Annotated in this window: 12 protein-coding genes; 7 read left to right on the top strand and 5 right to left on the bottom strand. The window is 37.2% G+C overall.

Annotated features, from left to right (window positions below; genetic code table 11):
- Positions 1-2 precede the first annotated feature (2 nt).
- The 5 genes from MB380_RS04435 to MB380_RS04415 form a co-directional block, all read right to left on the bottom strand.
- Entirely contained in the window at positions 3-3731 is a 3729-nt protein-coding gene (locus tag MB380_RS04435; RefSeq protein WP_253533609.1) for an AAA family ATPase, read from the bottom strand.
- 2 nt (positions 3732-3733) lie between these two features.
- Entirely contained in the window at positions 3734-4981 is a 1248-nt protein-coding gene (locus MB380_RS04430) for an exonuclease SbcCD subunit D C-terminal domain-containing protein (protein ID WP_253533608.1), read from the bottom strand.
- A gap of 508 nt (positions 4982-5489) precedes the next feature.
- The gene (locus MB380_RS04425; protein ID WP_253533607.1) at positions 5490-7616 is read right to left on the bottom strand and encodes a DEAD/DEAH box helicase; all 2127 of its coding nucleotides are present in this window, start codon (positions 7614-7616) and stop codon (positions 5490-5492) included.
- Positions 7616-8929: an ATP-binding protein gene (locus MB380_RS04420; protein ID WP_253533606.1), complete on the bottom strand. Its 1314-nt coding sequence runs from the start codon at positions 8927-8929 to the stop codon at positions 7616-7618. Before MB380_RS04420 ends, MB380_RS04425 begins: the two co-directional genes overlap by 1 nt.
- Entirely contained in the window at positions 8926-10905 is a 1980-nt protein-coding gene (locus tag MB380_RS04415; RefSeq protein WP_253533605.1) for a tellurite resistance TerB C-terminal domain-containing protein, read from the bottom strand. Before MB380_RS04415 ends, MB380_RS04420 begins: the two co-directional genes overlap by 4 nt.
- 992 nt (positions 10906-11897) lie before the next feature.
- On the opposite strand from MB380_RS04415, the gene MB380_RS04410 reads away from it, so the two are divergent.
- From MB380_RS04410 to MB380_RS04380, 7 genes are all read left to right on the top strand, one after another.
- Positions 11898-12275, top strand: coding sequence for a hypothetical protein (locus tag MB380_RS04410; RefSeq protein WP_253533604.1), 378 nt, complete (start codon positions 11898-11900; stop codon positions 12273-12275).
- Between the two features lie 727 nt (positions 12276-13002).
- Positions 13003-15360: a TonB-dependent receptor gene (locus MB380_RS04405; RefSeq protein WP_253533603.1), complete on the top strand. Its 2358-nt coding sequence runs from the start codon at positions 13003-13005 to the stop codon at positions 15358-15360.
- A gap of 64 nt (positions 15361-15424) precedes the next feature.
- Positions 15425-16669 carry a PepSY domain-containing protein gene (locus MB380_RS04400; RefSeq protein WP_253533602.1) on the top strand — a complete coding sequence of 415 codons (1245 nt, stop codon included), beginning with the start codon at positions 15425-15427 and terminating at the stop codon, positions 16667-16669.
- A gap of 310 nt (positions 16670-16979) precedes the next feature.
- A complete protein-coding gene (locus tag MB380_RS04395; protein ID WP_253533601.1) occupies positions 16980-19295 on the top strand; it encodes a TonB-dependent receptor in 2316 nt (771 codons plus the stop codon).
- Between the two features lie 102 nt (positions 19296-19397).
- Positions 19398-20114: a DJ-1/PfpI family protein gene (locus MB380_RS04390; protein ID WP_253533600.1), complete on the top strand. Its 717-nt coding sequence runs from the start codon at positions 19398-19400 to the stop codon at positions 20112-20114.
- Between the two features lie 60 nt (positions 20115-20174).
- Entirely contained in the window at positions 20175-20462 is a 288-nt protein-coding gene (locus MB380_RS04385) for a hypothetical protein (protein ID WP_253533599.1), read from the top strand.
- 66 nt (positions 20463-20528) lie between these two features.
- Positions 20529-21698, top strand: coding sequence for a DJ-1/PfpI family protein (locus MB380_RS04380; protein WP_253533598.1), 1170 nt, complete (start codon positions 20529-20531; stop codon positions 21696-21698).
- Positions 21699-21772: the final 74 nt, after the last annotated feature.

The raw sequence follows: 21772 nt of genomic DNA, 5'->3' as shown, positions 1-21772 counted from the left end.
TATTAAATTATCTCCACCTTACTTCTCCCACTCTGTTGCTTACTCACCTTAATCTGTACAGGTATCCGTTCAGTCATTTCCTGCACATGAGATATTACACCCACCTTACGACCCTGATTGTGAAGACGTTCAAGTGCATCCATAGCTATATTTAAGGTAACAGGGTCAAGCGATCCAAAGCCTTCGTCGATAAACAAGGATTCAACTTGCATTCGGCTGCTAGATAGTGAGGCCAACCCTAATGCTAGCGCCAACGAAGTCAGGAATGATTCGCCTCCGGAAAGGGAATAGACTGTACGTACTTCATCACCCATATCCTGGTCTATGACCTGGAGACCTATTGTATTGGGTATGCGCTGTAACACATACCTGTTGCTTAGCATGCCCAGGTGCACATTGGCATAGCTGAGCAATACGTCCAGAGTATATTCCTGTGCTATCAGCCGGAACTTTTTGCCATCTGCAGATCCGATGATATCGTTAAGTTTAGCCCAGTTCTCGGTAATGAGTCCTTTGGTTTCAATGACGCCCAAGAGGTCCCCTACCCTCTGTTTATTGGAAAGATCTTGCTGTAGTTGGAAACCTATTTCATTGTTTCGTTTTCCCTGCTGTTGGAGGTCTGTTCTTACTGTGTTTAGTAATTCGGATAAAACTTCCGCACTTCGTTCAGAAAGCCGTCGCCGCTCATGCTGCAGTAGTTGTGTATTACGTTCCTTTAATACGGAATGTGCTTGTGTAATAGCATCATCTATCGCTCTCAGTGCGGTGCGTTCTGTTTCTATCCATGCTGCATCATACGTCAACAATTGTGATAATCTATCTTTGTCCAATGTCAGCGTATTGCGGATATTGAATTCGGTAACCCATTCCTGTATCCTTTGAGCAAAAGTTGAAATGTGTTGCTGTAAAGATGCTATATCTTTTTCGGTCTGCTCTTTTTGTGTGCCTATACGGGTAAGACTTGTTTGTAACTGTTCCCGTTCGGTCTTAATTTTTTCCAATGCCTGCTGCGCTGATGTTACAGCCTGCTTTAAACCTTGCTCTATGTCTGCGGCAGCTTCGCCGTTAAAGATTGCCTTTCGTTTTTGAGTAAGGATATCTTGTTGTTCGATTAAGGCGAGAAGTGCGGCTTGCTTTTTTTGTAAATCCACTAAAGCATTGTGTAGCTGTCCTTTTGTTGCTTCGAGTGCTGCGGTCAATATGCTATGCTGCCGGGAGTCATCTTCCAGCTTTTGGGTAGTGGTTTTCCATCGTTCAGCAAACTGACCGATGCGTTGCAGGAATAAAGCGGCATCCTTTCGCCAATGCGTAAACCAATCAGTTGCGACAAAGTACGCAGATAAGCTTTTCTCAATAGCGACAAGAGCCTGGTTGTTGTTTTGCTGTTCTTTATGGTATTGAGCCTCTTGTTCTTGCAATGATTGCAGTCTTCGGTCGGTATCTTTTACGGCATAGCTGTTTTCGTTCTGCCGGCGTTCCAACTCGTTTATAGTGTTTTGCAATGCATCTAGCTCCTGCTTTTTTGTGGCATACAACAGTATTTGTTGTTGCAGACGTTTTTGTTGCGCCCGTGCATGCTGTAATTGCTGTTCCAGCCATGTTGCTTTTTGTTGGTTGGGTATTTCAGCAGCAAGGGGATATATGGCAAGGCCTTCCCATGTTTTTTGATGCACTGCGAGTGCTGTTTCTTTAGTATCTGTTTCCTGTTCCTGTGAGGCGATTGTTTCTTTTAAACGGTTAACCGTTTCTTTCAAACTGCTTTCTATTTGCAAGCATGCGGAATAAACTTTATCATTTTGCTGATGTGTTGCTTCAAGTTCCGCTAACACATGATTCAGTTGAGTATGTTCGGTAACATACGGATGCGCTGTGCTGCCACAAACGGGGCAGGACTCCTCAGGGATTAATTGTAATCGCAGGGATTCCACATTTTCTGCAGCGGCGAGGCGTGCTTTATCCAACATACGGAGCGATGAATCTCGCTCAGCGGTGGCAATCCCCAACTGTGCTACTGACTGTGCGAGTGACTGGGATCTATCATTTAATTCGCTTTTATTATCAAGGAGTTTTTGTTTTAAGGTATCCAGGTCTGCCTGGCCGTGGGATAATATTTTCCAGTGTGCTTCCGCCACAATTATATCTTCTATGCAAGAATCGGTAGATGCCTTTTCTTTTTCTAAAGATGAAATGGGTATAGCCACTAAAGCCACCGAAGCTTTGGTATGCTTTTCTTTTTCTGCCTGTAATTGTTGGGTAATAGCTGCCAATGTTGTTTCCAGCTCAGTTTTTGCCTGTTTCGCTTCGGCTATAGCGGTTTGTGTGTGTTGCAGTTGAGGTAATAATGCTTGTGCAACATCCAGCAATTTCTCTGCATCCCCAAGCTTTACACTGATTAGGCTGTAATTTTCGGCAATGGGTTGCCGTGAGCTATTGTCTTGTTTCCATTGCTGTAATTGCGAAATAGAATCCAATAACTGTTGAGATTGCTGCTGCTGCGCCTGTAGTTGTTGCTGCAATTGCTGATGATTAACTTCTACGGGCTTTACTTCTGTTACTGCCTGATTTACCTGTTCCGCTTTTTCTTTGATCTGTACATCCAATGCCCTTGCCTCCTCCAGTTGTGGTGCCGCTGCTTCCTGTTTCTGTATAGTGCCTACCGTTGTTTCATTTGCGGTTTGCAATTGTTCATCCAATTCTACCTGTTGCTGTTGCAGGATACTAAGCGTTGTCTGTAAATCTTGTAGTGATGCTGTTTTGTCTGCCAGTTGCTTTTCAGTCGTCTGTTGTCCATCTACCCATGTCCGGGTAGGCTGCACTCGTTCCACCTGCTTTAATTGTTGTTCACGGCCTGCTGTATTTTGTTTTGCTTCGATGGCCTGTGCTTGAGTTGCATGTGCCTCAGTGACGCTGGTTTGTAACACAGCAAGTTGGATATGCCAGCCAATTTCTTTGGTTAACGCTTCCTCTTCTTTTTGCTGTATTGTTATGTTTTGTTCAAGTGTTACTTTTTGCTGCTTTAAATCTTCTACTTCTTCTGATGTCAGCGTGGGAATGCCTTCTCGTTGCAGGTTTAGGTCTTCCAACTCCCTTTTCTCCTTACTGTAATTGACAAATATCTGCTTGGATATTTCTGAATAAATACGGGTTCCTGTAAGCTTTTCCAAAAGGGCTGATTTTTCATCTTTGGCTGCTTTGAGAAAAGCTGTAAAATCCCCTTGAGCAAGTAATACGGATCTGGTAAATTGTTCAAAATTCAAACCCACCAGCCGTTCTATTTCTTCCAGTATTTCATTTTTTTTGCCAGGGGTATCTGTGTTGGTGTCAATATTTTTTAAAGTGATGGAATATTGTTGGAGACTTCCATCAGCCCTATCTCTTGCTCTCCGTACTCGCCAGGTAGTCCTGTAGCGTTGTCCATCAACACCTACAAAATCTACCTCAGCGAATCCATCGCCAGTGCCATCTCTTAATATACCACGCACATCTCCCTGGCTGATTGCGCCTCCCTGCGCGTCGGTTATTTCGATTCCGGACTCTCTAGCCTGCAAGTATCTGGGTGTTTTACCATATAAAGCCAGGCAAAGAGCATCCAGGATGGTAGACTTCCCTGCACCAGTGGAGCCTGTAATGGCAAATATCCCTGCGGAACAAAGAGGTTCGCTACAGAAATCTATTTCTGTATTTCCTTCGAGAGAAGCAAGATTTTTGATTCGAATGGCTAGTATTTTCATCGTTATGCTTCCATTTCGCTTACCTCCTGAGCCACCTGCTGAAACAGTTTTAGCAGATCCTCGGGAATTGAGTTGTTATATTTATTTTGATACACTTTATGAAATACATCCAGTGGTTTTAGATCATTGAGCTGCGTTTGAACTACTGCTGTATTTTTTTCCGGATTTATTGACGCACTTTTGTAGCGTACATCGATTTTCGCCAATCGCATATTTTTACCGACAAGTGCTGTTTCCACTTTATGTCGAATACCAGGTTCAGGACCATCCGCCGTTACCCGCACTTCCAGATAAGGGGCTGTATTGTAGTTTCCTTCCCATTGTGTCAACTGTTGTAGTGAATCAAGAACTTCTACCAGAGAGCTATGAACCGTTGGCACCTGTATTAAGGGTACCGCAACAGGAATCTCAATTGCTTTAAAGTTTTCTATTTTCTCATCTCCTAAATCAAATACAATCACCTGATGCTTGTAACTGGTTTCTGAGAAAGACATAGGTAATGGGCTTCCGCAATAACGAATGTGTTCCTTGCCGCCAATTCTTTGTGCTTTATGGATATGTCCTAACGCAACATAAGAAATGCTTTCGTGAAACGCTGATGCAGAAATGCACTCTGCACCACCCATAATCAATCGCTCCATTTTGTCTATATCACTAACAGCTGCTTGTTGGGTATGCAAATGCCCCATTACGATTATAGCCTGACCAACTTGCCTTTTTGAATCTACATACTCAAAAGCTTCTTTATAAAACGCGGCTACACCATCTGAATATGGATTGTCACAATCGACGATTACGGGATAATCCCCCAATCTTAAAAAGGGGGCAGCAATGCACCATGCGTTTGCGTTACCATCCTTATCCTTTAACGGTATTGTAAGTTTACTATAATCAATCTTCCCATCTTCTCTTTTTTCTATTAAACCTATAATATGAATATTGGAAGATTCCAATAACGGTTTGGGCGACTCTAATCGAGCTGCCGAATCATGATTGCCCGCTGTAATAATTATTTGTAACTCAGCATTTGCCTTTACAGCCTGGTTTAGGAAGGAATAGAACATTTTAATTGATGCTGCAGAAGGATTAGATAGATCAAATATATCACCACTGATCAGCAAAATATCTATATGCTCTTTTGTAAGAGTAAAAAGCAGCCAATTCAAAAATTGCTGATGCTCGTATGTACGGTCATACTCATAAAAAAGTTGGCCAATGTGCCAATCACCAGTATGTAAAATTTTCATCATATTTACTTCATTAGTTCAATTTTATTAATTTCTCCCCTAGTAACAATATACGTTTACTAGTATTAGCATAATCATTAAATTGTACATATCTTTGTGCCAACCACTTCTCATCATGCATTGCACCTTTCCGACAATCATGTTCGTTCAAGATGGAGTATGCTTTTGACGTTTTTTTCATAAACATCTCTCCTAAAATGTGACGAGAAGATATCCCAATCAAAGCCCCCCTAAAGCTCGTCAATAAGTTATTTGATTTGAGCTCTAATGATTATATTTATTACCCTTTACTATTACTATTTTTCCACCAACAGACAAAGTATTCCAATGGATTATACACCTAACAAAAAAGAAGGTAGGTACACATTAGGAAAACCAACAATTTCATTATTAAATACCGCTTTTTCAGGCATATTGTAATTAAATACAACCTTGCTTCTAAGTTTTCCTTGAATGTCATTATTAGAGGTGTGATAGAATAGCACTATAGCTATTCTATCATATTGTTAATTTAGTTTGTTCTCAGACTGTATATTCTTGATAAGAATTCTTTCGTTCCTTCGAGATCATAATATTTTTCCTTTATTAGTTTAATCTGATAACTACTTGGTAAATAGCCTCCCCATTTAGAAAAATCCAAGATGGTAGGATTAGTTTGTAAAAGGTCATAAATATGTGAATCTATATTAATAATTGATTGGGATATAGATTGCCATCTGGAAGTTATCTCACGTTCTGAAATTTCAAGTTCGAATGAACTACTCTCATCATCAAGATTATTTTTTATTCCTGCAATATTAAGTAGTAGTTGGAGGGCTCTATTTATTCGTGTTCCTGTAAAAGTAAAAAGAGTTGAATGTCTTTCTCCTATCAATAAAGGTCTTTCGCCTTGAGAATTTCGCATTGAAAAAACAGAGAAATCTTTACGCATTGCTTCAATTTCATCAGAACTAGATTGATCCAGAAAACTATAACATGTGTTAGTCAATATAATTTCTAACATCTTCTCTCTTATTTTCTCATGAATAACTGAGCCATTTCCAAAAAACTTAGGTTTCTTGCCATCTTTAGCAGGAGCAACTTCTATTTTTTTAGTCTTATGGTCAACAAATTTTATTTTCCAGATTCTTGCAGCGAGTAATATATTCTCATCTTCAATAATCTGTGGTGAAAATGGTATTTCACCAATTTTATTCCCTGTATTTATAACCTTATAGTTTTCTTCTGTTTTAAATACGCTATAAAAGTCACGGCTATTTACTATTTTCTCTCCCTCAATACCAATAATTACTTCATGTTGTAGCTTTTCTAAGAAATCAATTTTAATTAAGTGATTAATAATTTCTTCTATTTCACTAACTTCTATCTGACTGAATGCTGCATTTTTGTGAAGTTGCTTAATTAATTCTGTCAATCTAATTCCTGAGTGTCCTTTGGTCAGGGATAATGCCTGATGAACTAAAATATCGTAAGGTTGTTCATTTTTTAGAGGAGGTTCAATAAAACCTTCTTGATACAATAACCAACAAGCAAGAGATTGTAGTAAACTCCATTTATTAGTGGTATATAAATATAAATTACTGCTTTCTCCTTCTTTTCTTCCACTTCTTCCAACTCTTTGGATTAAAGAGGCGATATTATGGGTTGCGTCAATTTGAACAACCTCATCAACGGTTCCAATATCTATTCCTAACTCTAATGTAGAAGTGCAGACAATACAAAAGTTTTGTCTGGTGTTATTCTTAGCAAAATATTCGACGAATTCTCTTACTTCCCTATCGACTGATGAATGATGAGAAAAATAGTTAGGATGCCCTTTTACTCTGTCTGATATTTTTCTAAGCTTTACTGCAATCTCTTCAACTCTTCCTCTACTATTAGGGAAAATCAGAACTTTATTATCTTTTGTTTCAAGATATAAATCTTTTATAAGCTCTAAGGGCAGCTCTTCTGATTTGTTTTTAAAGTAACGAAATACGATATTTATTTCTTTGGCTGTTCTGTCCAGCAGAACTTTAGTTTTTAATTCGTCACCTGTGAACTTCTTTGCTTCCGCATAATCTCCAATGGTGGCAGATAGCCCTATAATGTTAAAAGACCTGACATTAAGCCTTTGCAGCCTTGCTAAAATAGACTTTAACTGAATCCCTCTATCTGTCCCAATAAATGAGTGAATTTCATCAATGACGATATACTTTACATTAGAAAATAAGTGTTTTACCTGATGAGGTTTATTAACAAACATAGCTTCCAATGATTCCGGAGTAATTAAAATTATGCCATTAGGTTGTTTAATTATTCGTTCTTTAGCAGTTTTATTGGCCTCTCCATGCCATTTGGTTACACTTACGTCAAGATTTTTACAAAGTTCTTCAATACGATAAAACTGGTCATTAATTAAGGCTATCAAAGGTGAAATGTAAAGCACTTGTACTCCTGAATCATTAAAATTGACTTTTGAAAGTATTGGCAAAAAAGCTGCTTCTGTTTTTCCAGATGCCGTTCTCGATGCTAAAATTAAGTGTTCCTCTGATGTGATAATTTTATTAATAGCGGCCGTTTGAATTGGGCGTAATTGCTCCCAACCCTTATTACGAATATATTTTCGTATAGGCTCAGAAAGTAAATCAAAGGACATTATAATTCTTCAATGCTATCTAATGAAACTTCATTGGGTCTTTCATCTGAAATCTCCAATTCTCCAAATAATTGATCTTTATCTACTGTTGGATTTTGGCGAATGATATTCAGGATATTTAAAAAATCTCTGATTACCTCTCTGGGTGTCAAAAATTCTGATGCGCCTGGCTTATTAAATAATTCCTCCATAAACTGATGAATTTCACTATCACTTATAGAAATATCAGTTTTATAATGATAATCAAAAATTGCTTTCAGCTTTTTCAGAAGTACAAATATTTCATTGTGATTGAGTGGCATTAAACGAATAACCGGTTGGGCAAAATCTCTTATTTCAGCTGTCTCAAATTTATTGGTTAAGAGTCTGGACTTTAGAGCATTGTAGCTAAAAAGTCCTCTCCGCTCATTTTCTAAGACTTCTTTTGTTCCTGCAAAGTTAAAAAACAGATTTGCCACTTTCCCTTGGAAGCAGTCATTGTACATAGTAAGAATCTTTTCATAATTCTTCTCGCGCATGACTGAGGTTGAGATTTTATAAAGATTGATAGCCTCATCAAGGTTGATCATAAAGCCGCTATACCCCATATTAACAAATAGCTTGCAAAAGTTTTTGAGCATGTCATAATAATTCAAATCATTAATGACTTCTCTAACCCCTAAGTCCTGTTTTGCTTCAATCTTACTTCTATATTCTCCTTTTAGCCATTTTAAGGCACTCCTTCTTAAAAATTCATTGTCTGTGATATATCCTTCATAATATCTCATTACAACCGTTCCAAAATCAAAACTACCCACTTCAGTAATCTCATTAATCGTTTTCATGATATTAGATTGAATAAGATTTAAATACTGTTCGTTTCGGATGTCTACTAATGAAATTGTATTTTCTTCCGCTGTTTTAGTTATGATTAATTCAATCCATTTTTCCAACAAGGTTGGCAATGCTCCTCCTTCAGGTTTAGTCTGAATAGCTATGTTATCTATGATTGCTGAGTAAAGGGCCACGGCTTTCCCATCATTAGAATATAAACGGTTGTCAGGAGTGAAGTCTGCATTACTTACCACAAATCGCTGTTTGAGTGCTACTGTATTAAGTAAGTGAAGCATAAAGGACTTGCCGGAACCAAAGTCTCCAATCCAGAATTTTACCAAACTATGACCATTTTTAACATCTTCTAATGAAGAAATGACAGCATTTATTTCTTCAGAACGGCCAACAGTAATATGTTGAACACCGATTTTAGGGACTACACCGCTGATTAATGAATTGATTATTGCGGTTGCTTCTTTAGGTTTAATATTGTCAATCATTTTATCGAAATTCTCTGAAAATAATTTGGGTTAATTATATAGTAATCATCATCTTCTTCAATTAATACATCATCTAGCAGCTCATAACAAGTATCATTAATACTATCTATTAGTTGATTTTTAAAAAGTCCTTTTGATTTAGCAAACACTTCAATTTCAGTTTGAACAACTGAGAGGTTATTTTTTTGAAAGACTTCTAAAGTAAGAATTTGTATAGGTTTCAATCCTAAATCTTCAATAAAAACTGAATGATAGGACTCAGATTTTTTTTGAAATATGTCAATTTTTATTTCTTCTGTATTTATTTCCTGAGCCCTTATAGTCGTTGTCTCATCCTCAAAATCATCGTTTAAATATTCATTTAGGATTTCAACAGTACCAGAATGTTGCTGCTGAACCTCCTTTATTATAGTAGTATCAAGTTGAATTTTCTTTCTTTTAACTTCATAAATTTTAGAAATATCATTCAGGGCTTTGTCTAAATTTTTATCTCTGATTAATTCACTAACAATTTTTTCGAAAGTATGTAATTGCTCATTTGTTTTAAATAAGCTTTTCTGAATAGTTTTGGTAAGTTGTCTATTATCAAATGTAGCGGATTGTAAGTCGTAATATATATAGTAAACATACAAAGACAGAGCAATTTCGTTGTTATGTTTTGCTATAAACTTTGATGCTTCGAAAAATATACTTTCAATAGAAGGGTTATGTTTATTCAACTTTCCGAGAGAAAGAATTGAGTCAAAAAACTCTTTTGGCTTTCCTTGATATTTTTCTGTCAACTCTTCAAACCTGATTCTCCAACGACTTGTATTTTGATTGTAAAGTTCTATATCTGTTGCTTCATCAGGTAAAGAAATTTTGCTAATTAAAGAAGGCAATAGTTCTATTACTTTTGAGATTATTTTTGTTTCAAATTCAGCTTTAGCTTCTGCTATTGAATAATTGGCATCTGTGCTTATTTTGCGCTTATGTCCATAGCATGCCCGAACCGCATTTTCGCAGTATTTAAAAATGTGCGAATAAAATTCATTAGTTAAGTTTTCAACACAGTATTTGTAATTTTGACTGCCTCTTCTATAATTGAATTGTTTTTTTGTAATAACATCAGCCACATGTAAGAATTGAGCATCAAGACTCGTACCCTCTTCAGTATATTTATTCTTTAAAGCGGAAATAGTATAAATAAAAAGCCTAAGCACCTCAAGATAGCAATATTCAATACTACAAAAGTTATTATTTGGGTACCAAAGTTTGTTAAGAAGCTTAACGTCCTCTTCGTTTAAGTTCAGTTTAGTTTTATATTTGCTACCTGTCTTCCAATAGTCATAATCTGTGTTATAGTTCTGATAACCATATACGTTTTCTTCTTGAATCCTTGCATTTCTTTCATAATAGCCTTTTTTGTCTATTTTTTTTGTAAGGAAAGTAATACCGTAGGGTTTTGTTTTGGGATAGTATTTCCCTAAAACTTGGAGTTGCTTTTCAACTTTAGATATATCCTTGTGATTATCATATTCGTTTAGTAAGTCAAATAATAAAATAAATGCATAATTGGTATTTCCTTCCAAATCTAAATACTCTCCATTTAAAAAACGGTCTTTAAAAATTTCGTAAAAGTTTTTTTGTTCACTAGTCGCACTACTTATTTCTGAATAGGAATATACATAATGATGCTTCCAATAGGGTACTTTATCTTTGTAAGTTTTTAAATCATATGCTGAATCGATTTTATATAATAAGTTGGAAATGTCGATAATTGAATTGTCATTAAAAGTTCTTGGGGCGCTTGAGGTAGAGACTTTTATATCGAATTTCTTACTATGATTTTGATTTAATTCACTTTCGCCCCCCTTTCCAGATTTAAGATTATTATCAGGATTTCTATAAGTCGTATTTTTAGGGGCTGGCTTTTTATTGTTTGATGCAGCGTAAATAACAAATATTACTATTCCAATTATTATTATTGCAGTCATAGGTTTATAGGAAGTGTCAAAATATCAGGTTTTGTCAAATGTTTTTTCATCAATAGAATTTAAAGTTCCTTATGACTTTCTTTTGGGAGCAGTGAATTCGTATAATTTAAGCTTTTAAAACTCTTTGTAGAGAAATGTTTTTAAGGGAAAATATTAAATGTTAGGATATATAATTAGAGTTTACAATCATTCCGACTAATAATAGATTGTAAATGAATAATATCGTGCTTGGAAAAATATTACAATTTATAGATTTAAGCAAAAAAATCTATTAAACGGTACTTTTTTAAAAGTAATAACTAACTTCTTAAGATAGCTAATTTAGGGTGCCGACTAGTTTTTCATGTCGAAAAGAAATACCCTCTCCGCAGTATATCTTTGTTTCCTTTGAAACACAACTTGTCCTGTTAGGCATTGACACTGACAGGAAGGTAAATAAATAAGTATTGAAAAGTGATATAAAAAAATAGCCTCTTTAAATTTGAGTGATAAGCATATCAATTTTCTAAGAGGATTCAAGGCTTTTACTAATAAAATCTTCCTGGATTGTCGGTGGAATGAGATTGATCCTTTAGATTTAAGTAAGAATTCGAATCTTGGCTATCTGGACTGTATCGGAAAATATTCGGCGCATTCATATCCAGATCAAATTATTTGTAATGTCAAAAGTTTTAATAATTTTCCTAAAAACCACATTTATCTCAATACTCATTTCTTTTTTCAAATTTTAACTCAGATGATTTAGTATTAACTGAATCTATTAAATTAAGTGGGGGTAACTATCCTGAAATAGATTCATCAAAATGTATATTCTTTAATTTTTTTTTTATCCTTCAAAACAAAAAACTGTATACGAAACTCGCATAAATAAAATTTCTGGGCTATGGACAACAATTTATAAAATCAATTATCAGGTCTGTAAATAGAAATATAAGTATCTTACTATACAATTTTACCCGCTTTTACCTATCTTTGCACCAAATATTCTTCACTTGAGAAAAGCAATCGCTATATTACTTCTGTTTTCAGTAATGGTCAGACCCTTTACTCAGGTTTATTATTTAATTGATTTCAAACTTCGTCAGGACTACATTGCCAAGGTTCTCTGTATAAATAAAAATAAGCCTCAGCTTAATTGTAATGGTAAATGCTATTTAGCCAAACGACTGAAAGCCGTTGATGAAAGAGAAAAGCAGGCGCATCATCAGGCTTTTGAAAAATTTGAATTACCCGTAATTATTTGTGAAGAAATATTCGCTCTCACATTTGAGCACTTCTACGCAATTCAGCCCAGTCCTGTAGATTTATATAGTGAATCTTATTCTACACAGTATCTATCTCATTGTTTTCATCCTCCTTGTTTAGTCTAATTCTTTTAGATTATCCCTCTGTTGAGAATTATATGCTCAATACTATGCTTGTGTCCTTTACTAATCGTGGGCATTAAGATCGGTATTCAGCTATGGTATTTGCTCAACTATTTTATGGCACTTTCGCTTTTCTCGGCTTTGAGAAAATATTTTTCCGATTCACTTTGCCAAGCTGAGTCATGGGTCTTATCATGTCAATAGGCCATTCTTGTATAAGTATTTACATTCATTTTTTTTTAAGCAATTGAGTTTAGCTAAGAGAATAGGTATTATGCTGGTTTGTGGCTTGCTGTTTATGCGAGTCATGATAGCTCCTATTATCTATTTTAAGTATGCGTTTAATAAAGAATATATCATTAAGAATTATTGTATAAATAAAAACCGTCCACAACTCCACTGCGACGGTAAATGTTATTTAGCCAAAAAATTAAAAGCCGCCGAAGAGCGTGATAATCATCAATCGAAAGTTAGCTCCTATAAACTATTATTTGAGTTATACCACCATTGTCAAAATTGTGATATTCCACAAACATCTAAAGTCTTTTCAGGCTTAATCTTCAACTACACTTACTTAAACAATTATTTTTTATCACCCACTACTTCAATTTTGAAGCCTCCTCAGCTTTAGGAATCTCATATAAGTAAATTGCTACCATTCGTATTCATCCATTCATAAGAATTGGGTACAATACCTGCGTATTATATGTTTTACCTAAGTCAATCAAAAATGAAAAAAATACTATATATCATACTATCCATTATCTCTATTCATTTAAGTTTTGCTCAAAAGTCAATTAAAGGAAAAATCTACGATGCTAATACAAAAGAACCTGTTGTCGGCGCAACTGTAAAAGCCGAAAATACCACAGTTGGAGCAATAACCGATATAAGTGGAGTTTTTGAATTGAAAGCCAACGTTACAAAATTAGTGATTACCAATATTGGTTATGAAACCAAAACTATTGATGTAGTAGCAGGGAAAAGCCTCTCAATCCCGCTCGAAACGGCATCAGAAGATTTACAAACCGTTGTTGTAACGGGAAATCGTGAAGCAAGTTTGCGTACCGAAACACCTATTGCTATCTCGAAACTTACACCTAAACAAATTGACGAGGCCAAAGCAACGTCTGTTTATGAGCTTATCAATAAAACACCGGGTGTAATGATGGTAAACCTCAATAATGAGCAACACTCAATGTCGATTCGCCAACCCATGACAACCAATGCCTATTATTTGTATCTGGAAGACGGCGTACCGATTCGCCCAATGGGGATTTTCAATCACAACTCATTACTAGAAATGAATCAATTTACGGTAAGTTCTATTGAGGTGGTAAAAGGGCCGGTTTCTTCTATCTACGGGCCAGAGGCAGTTGGTGGTGCAGTTAATTTTGTTTCGCAACGCCCAACGGCAGTGCCAACAGCACGTATAGGTGTACAATTTGACCAATGGGGTTATCGCAGAGTACAATATGGTGCCGGGGCAACGGTTGGTAAATTTGGTATTTATTTGGGTGGTTTGGTTGCAGAGCAAAAAGATGCGTGGATGAGCCGTTCTGATTATACAAAAAATGCGCAATACGCACGCTTAGAATACCAGATTTCACCTAAAGCACGCATTATTTATACACTGTCTTATGCAAAATATAACTCTCAAACGAGCGGTAGTGTAGATAGCGTTGCTTTCTATAATCGTCAGTATATTAGCACAACTGATTTTACTTACCGTAAGTCTTACTCGCTTCGCACACGCCTTACTTTTGAAAAAGACTGGAGCAATGGTTCTCAATCGTTTATCACTGTTTTTGCCAGAGATAACAAGCACGGGCAAAACCCAAGCTATGGTATTCGCTGGACTTCGGGAGCAACAACTGCTCGTGGAGAAATTAACTCGAACGACTTTAAAAGTTTGGGTGTAATTGCACAACATACCCAAAACTTTAAGTTTTTAAATTCTAAAGCAATAATCGGTACAACCGTTGATTTCTCACCAAATGATTATTCGTCATATCAGATTGATTTAGCCGCTCAACTTAGAGCAGATAAAAAATCAGTCGAAAAATATACTATACTAAAGGAACGTCCGGATATTAAAATAGCCGATTATAATGCTGATATACGCAATACAGCGATTTATCTGCAATATGATTTCGAGCCAATCAAAAACCTAAGAGTTTCGGCAGGGCTCCGCTATGATAATATGTCATTCGACTTCGTAAATAATCTTGACATTAATAAAACGACTGGCGAAGCCATTGGAGGGTCTAAAACTTATACTAAAACAACACCAAAACTTGGTTTGACCTACGATTTAGGGAATGGGAAAGGTTTATATGCCAATTTCTCTAAAGGTTTTGCTCCATCGGGCTTAACAGCGATCTTCCGTAAAAGACCTACACCTGCTGCTAATGGAGATTTATTCTACTACAACCTGGTACCTGCAACATTCAATAATGCCGAAATCGGTGGTTGGGCATCATTACTTAAAAACAAGATTTATGTAGATGCTTCGCTCTATCAAATGAGCGGCACAAACGAATTGCTAAACATTCGTCAGCCTGACAATTCAACCGATTACCAGGCTGCTGGTAAAACACTACACAAGGGCATTGAGTTAGGCTTAACTTTCAAACCAGGCAAACAACTAATGTTTAGGGCAGGCGGTACCTATTCTATCCATCGCTTTGTTGAGTTTGTTTTAAGTCAAAAAGCTTCTGATGCCTTAAAAGATGTGAATGGGAAAGATATGCCTTCGGCACCACGTTGGCTGTGGAACTCTGAATTAAGTTATTATCCGACCTGGCTGAAAGGTTTCCGTACATCTGTTGAATGGCAGCACGTAAGTAAATGGTATCAAAACCAAATTAATACCATTTCTTATGATGGGTACAACCTGGTAAACTTCCGTGCCGGGTATCAGTGGAAAGGCATTGAAGTTTATACAAACATCATGAACCTGGCAGATGCGCTGTATGCTACCAATTCCACTAGAGGAAATGCAGCGACAGACCGCACAACGTTCACGGCTGCGGCTCCACGTACGTTTGTAATGGGTATTCAATACAATTTTGTAGGTAAAAAATAATGGTCACCACAAGGACACGCAAGATTTGAAGAGAGTCTGGCGTGTTCTTGAAAACAGAATTAAAATGAAAAATAAAATTAATAAAAACATTTATCCCTGGATTATAAAATGGCATTTCATAGGCGGTATAATCTCAGCTCCCATTGTTATTTTACTGGCACTTACTGGCTTAATCTATTTATTTAAAGATAAGTATGAAGCGCCTCAAAAGGCCGCGTTTGCTCATATAGAACAAAAAACTGAAAACAAAATGAGTTTTCAGCAACAATGGCAATTGGCAAAAAAAGAGTGGAAAAAGGTACCCTCAGGCATGATTGTTCCACAATCGGCGGACGCGGCTACGGAATTTATATCAGGTAAATTTTCTCATAAATCTCATTTGTATATTGACCCTTTCGGCCAAAAAGTTAAAGGAATCATCAATGTCAATGAAACTGATATGTATAAAGTCCGGAAACTTCATGGAGAACTTTTGCTGGGCAGCTATGGCACTAAGGTAGTTGAGTTAGTGGCCAGTTGGATGGTGGTGTTAATCATCACAGGCCTTTATCTTTTTTGGCCGAGAAGCGGTGGTATCAAGAGTTTTTTTAGCGTTCGCACCAACCAATCAAAACGCATATTATTTAGAGATATACATGCTCTTTTGGGGTTTTGGTTTTCATTTTTACTCTTAATTGTTTTAGCAGGAGGATTACCCTGGACAGATGTATTTGGCAAAAGTTATCAATGGGTTCAAAAAGTAACCAATAGTGGTTATCCAAAAACTTGGGATGGTAAGGCGATAAAATCTACTCCTGTTGGCCAACCTTTGGCCTTGGATGAAATAGTACTTAAAGCCAAAGCCATGAATTTAGATGGTACAACTATTATAGAATTACCGGAAAGTCCTACTGGTGTGTATAGTGTCTATAATGAAACTAAGAACCTGAGTGCCATGGAAAAAATTCACCTTGACCAATATTCTGGAGAAGTTCTGAAAAAAAATACCTGGGCAGATATAGGTTTAATGATGAAAAGCAGACAGTGGGTGATGGCGTTTCATCAGGGAGAGTTTGGACTATGGAACTGGTTGTTAATGATATTTATTGCCGCAGGTCTTTTGCTGTTAAGCATTACAGCAATTGCTACTTACTTCTTTAGAAAAAAAACAGGTTCGTTAAGTGTGCCGAAAGTTCCAAAAAACCTAAGCCCAAGTATGGCATTAGTAATAGCAATTGTTGCCTTGGGTGTACTATTACCCTTGTTTGGCCTTAGCGTATTAATCATATTCTTAATTGATAAATTCAGGTCTAAACAAGGTGTGGCTTAGAAAAGAGCAACAAAAATCTTGATTTGCATAGGTATAATTCCGTAGATGTACGCTTGGTTTAAACGGTTAATTTTTAATTATTGTTTCAAATCGCTTTAATTCTATTCCTATGAAACACTATAAACATTTGCCAACCGAACGTTAAAATAAATTGAAAAGCACTCTATTGTATACAATCCGAACGATTCAGATTACACGGATTTATTTAGTGCCTATAATCATTGCAATAACCATTTACTCACTTTAATTCAAATAAACAAAAACGCACTCAGTCTATCAGACCTGGCTGTTTTGTTAAAACAACAAATAAATGAAAAAAACAATAGCGCTCATACTTAATATACTGGTAGCGAGTAGTTTATATGCGCAATCTATCAAAGGAACAATCAAAAACCAAGCTGGTGAAGGGATTATCGGAGCCACAATTTCTGTATTGAATACATCAAAGGGTTCTATTACAGATAAAACCGGAGCTTATGAAATCAGCCTGTCTAAAGGCACTTATAGTCTATCTATCAGTGCAATCGGATATGCTTCAAGGATTCAGACAATTGAGGTTAATGCAGCTACTGCTCTTGATATTACTTTGAAGGAAAGTTCGCAGGAACTGGGTGAAGTAGTGGTAACGGCTGATAAAATCGAAACTAATCTGCAAAAAACGCCATTGGCTATTACTTCTATAAACGCCAGGAAAATTGAAGAATACCGCATTTGGAGTATTACTGACCTCACAGCCATAGCTCCAAGCACATTTACGGTTGAACACGGTAATAGTGCGGGGTCAAATTTTTTAAATATTCGTGGTGCAATGGGTTTTTCAAACGACCAGGCCGTGGCAACCTACGTAGATGGCGTTTATCAGTTTGATTATTTTTCGGCACCGCTCAACTTTAACAATATCGAAAGAATTGAAATTTTGCGTGGCCCACAAGGTACACTCTACGGTCGAAATGCCTTTGGTGGGGTGCTTAATATCATTACCAAAAGACCCACAAACAAAACCAGTGGATTTGCCGAGGTAGATTTGGGGAATTATGGGCAACAGCGTTATAGTGTGGGTTTCAATACGCCACTCATCAAAGATAAATTGTTTATGAATGCGGGTTTGCAGTCGAATAACCGTGGGGCAATTTACTCGAACCCAACGCCTGAAACCAAATATATTGACAAGCACAATACTTACAACGGAAATGTTAATCTAAAATACATTGCGTCAGAAAAACTGACTATCGACTGGAATACAAGATACGAAAACAATAAAGACCAGGGGGCTTATCCGTGGGCGGGTACAGACAGCGCCGCCCGGGCTACCCCTTTTACGGTTTTTGGAAATTGGGATAATACCGAACGCAGAACCAATTTCAATACTTCGCTGGCGGTGAAATATTACCATAGAAACTTCAATTTTACCTCCATCACTTCATTGGTCGATTATCATATCTGGCTTCCGGGAAGATTCGACTTTGACTTTGGCCCCGCTCAACTCATTAGCTTTACTACCTGGTCAAAACAAAAACAGTGGACACAGGAATTACGCTTTTCATCTCCTGCCAATGCCAATAAATTTAAATGGACGGCCGGCTCGTTTTTATTTGGTGAAAAATCAAAGAACAGTAGTACCACCTACTTCGACCAGGATTATGCACTATTCGACCCCAACGCGCCTTATGGCTCGGTTGGTAATGGAAGAAGAAACGCTTATGGTGTTGCTTTTTATGGGCAAGCTACGTATGCCATTACTTCAAAATTTGATGTAGTAGCCGGAGCAAGGTATGATATTGAACACCGTGAGCTAACGCAAAATTCAGCATTTGAAAAAAGTGGTATAATCACACCCTTAACTTCTGATAGCACAGCGAAGAAAACCTTCAACGCATTTACACCAAAAGTTATTCTGAGCTATAAATTGACCGATAACGCTATGATTTATGCCTCTTATGCGAAAGGCTTTAGAGTAGGCGGGTTTAATTTCGGCAATACTCAAAACCCAACTTACAACCCCGAAAAATCGGATAATTATGAGCTTGGGCTAAAGAATAGTTTATTCAGTAACGGTCTGAAATTAAACCTGACGGCTTTCTATTTTCAACAAAAAGACCAACAAGTATCAACCTCCAGAGACGGTATAAACTATGCCTCGCTGAATGTGGGCGATATGGATAATTATGGCTTAGAATTGGAGGCCTCGGCCCTTCCAACCAAAAACCTGCAAATAGACTGGACAGCCAGCACCTCGCACAGCGAATACAAAAGGCTAGAATTATTTGATGCAGCAACCAACGCCGTAAAAGATTACAAGGGCAATAAAGCAATTAACAATCCCGCTCTACAGTCGATGTTTGCGGTTCAATATGGCATACCGCTTTCAAAATCTGCTCTGAACGTAAAAGCATTTATCAGAGGCGAATACCGATACATTGGAGAATACCAGTTAGATTTTGTCAATGCGTTTCAACAGAGTGCTTATGGAATGTTCAATGCCCGGGCAGGTGTTACGAGCAATCGTATAGATATTGCCGTTTGGGTGCGTAACCTGAACGATGTACGTTATATGGCTTATGGCTATGGCTCATACATGATGGGCACACCACGAATGGCAGGAATTACATTGACCGGGAAGTTTTAGTATTTCAATCGGGCAGAAGGGGTAAAACCCTTCTACCCTAATCAAAGCGAAGTCATGAACAGGTATACACTCTATTTCATTGCTTTACTTCCATTGCTGCAATTGAAAAATTTGCAGGCACAAACGCATGAATTCAATACTAAGAAAATTCATTTTCAATGCCCACCCTGTAATATGGAGTGCGATACGGTTCATTTTTCAGAACCTGGCGCTTGCCCTACTTGTGGAATGAAATTGTTTGCGGCCTATCAGGGGTTTGAAAACAAAGAAGGTTCTCATGGGGATAATTGCAACAAAAAGGTGGCAGTTTTAATTTTCCCCGGCGTAGAAATCATTGACTTCACAGGTCCCTGGGAGGTTTTAGCTGCTGCCGGAATGCAGGTTTATTCTGTCTCGGTTAGTGAGGCAACAGTGGCAACAAGTATGGGGCTTAAAATAAAACCCGATTATACATTTGAAAATGCTCCTGCCCCGGATATAGTTTTGATTCCCGGTGGAAATGTCAGGCCCGCAGACAAAACTGTAACTGACTGGATTCTAAAAATGAATGAAAAGTCAGAACACCTCCTATCTGTTTGTAATGGAGCATTCTATCTGGGTAAAATTGGTCTTTTAGATAATCTTAAAGTTACCACGTTCTATTCTGCCATTGAAAGATTACAACAAATCACGCCTAAAGCAATTGTAGTCGATTCAGTAAGATATGCTGATAACGGGAAAATAATTACCGCAGCCGGATTGTCATCCGGAATTGATGCAGCATTTCATCTGGTCTCTGTGTATTTAGGGAAAGCACAGGCAAAAAAACTCGCAGTTTAATTAGAATATAACTGGAATGAAGAGCAACAATTTATCAGAGGTAATTTAGCTGATAAGTATTTGCTGGACATTTTGAATATTCTGATTCCTTTTGATTATGAACTTATCAACTACAACGGAAATGAAGATCAATGGCAAGCTTCGGCTAAAGTGAAATCTGCTATTCCAAAAGAGGATTTGCAGAATCTTTTCAGGATTCAACTGGAAAATGCGGCAGGGTGGCAAAAGTCTTCAACAGCAAACAAATGGACAAAAAAAGATAGGAATAAAAACTGGGTCGCTACGCTTGATATCCTCCAAACGGATCCTGATACCCTTACAGTAAAATTCAATGTACTTCATCAATAAAATGAATACTGACTATACGGGGTTTTTCTATAATCACTTATTTTCTTTCATTAAACAAAACCTGTTATGATAAAGAACCGATTAAAAACAATATTATTTTTTTGTTTCATTGCAGCAATCAACTCATTTGCTCAGGAACAATCAGATACCGAAAAAGAACCTTCCAGAATGAAACAAAAAATGGAAATGATGAAAATCCTGATGACCAAGCCTAAGGAGAACATCAAAACCATTGGCGTATATGTATATGACGGCTTTAATACTTTAGATGCCGTAGGCCCTTACCAGGTATTATCACAGCTTATGAAAGTCGATATATTTTTTGTTGCTAAAAACAAAGGACTTGTCAAAAATCAGCGAGGATTAGAAGTAAACGTTACGAAATCAATTGCTGAAGTACAGCAATTAGATATACTGGTCATTCCGGGCGGTGCTAAAGAAACGTTTCTTCAGACGCAGGACACTGAAGTCTTAGACTGGATAAGGAAAATCGATAAAAACTCTGTGTATACCGCAAGTGTTTGCACAGGTGGGTGGATTTTAGGCGCCACCGGACTACTGGAAGGGAAAACCGTTTCCTGTAACTGGTATCGTGCTGATGAAATCATGAAAATGTATGGAGCCACCTACCGCCCTGAACGGTATGTGCGTGATGGCAAATACTGGACTTCGGCAGGCGTTTCTGCCGGAATTGACATGGCTTTAGGTATGATGAATGAATTGATGGGAGAAAAATATACCAAAGGAGTGATGCTTGACCTGGAATATGACCCGAAGCCCCCTTACAATGCGGGTTCAGTTGCTAAAACTGATAAAATTGTAGCCGATATGATGCTTGAAATGTATGACATGGGCATGCAATCTTTATTTAAGGAAGAAAAGCAAAAAAGACAGGCAGCTTTAAGAGACAAACAGGTAAATGAAGGAAAATGGCCTGAGTTAGATGATTATCACACAACGATGTCGCAGACCTTTCACCCTGCCGAAGAAGGCAATTTAAGACCTTTGTATGCCAATGCTTCTGAGTTAGCTCTCAAATCTACCGTGTTAAGAAAGTCTGTAATTCCGGCAAAATATCAAAAAACGGGTGTAAAAGAATCCGTAGAAATCTTGGAAAAAGAATCAATTGCTCTGGCAAAACTGGTAAAAAAGAAAAAAACAGAAGAAGAATTAAAAAAAGCCATTTATGACTTGCATGACCGTTTTCATGAAGTAATGGAGAAGTGTCATCATTAAGGTGAGAATTATAGAGAGATAAAAAATTATTTCCCGTCTGTCTGCCATTCTCATAGGGCTTAAATCAGCTTAGA

Origin of the sequence: Emticicia sp. 21SJ11W-3 (assembly GCF_024138715.1) — a bacterium.
Lineage (GTDB): Bacteria > Bacteroidota > Bacteroidia > Cytophagales > Spirosomataceae > Emticicia > Emticicia fluvialis.
The sequence above is the reverse complement of the archived record's forward strand: the minus strand, read 5'-3'. Positions and strand labels throughout refer to the sequence as shown.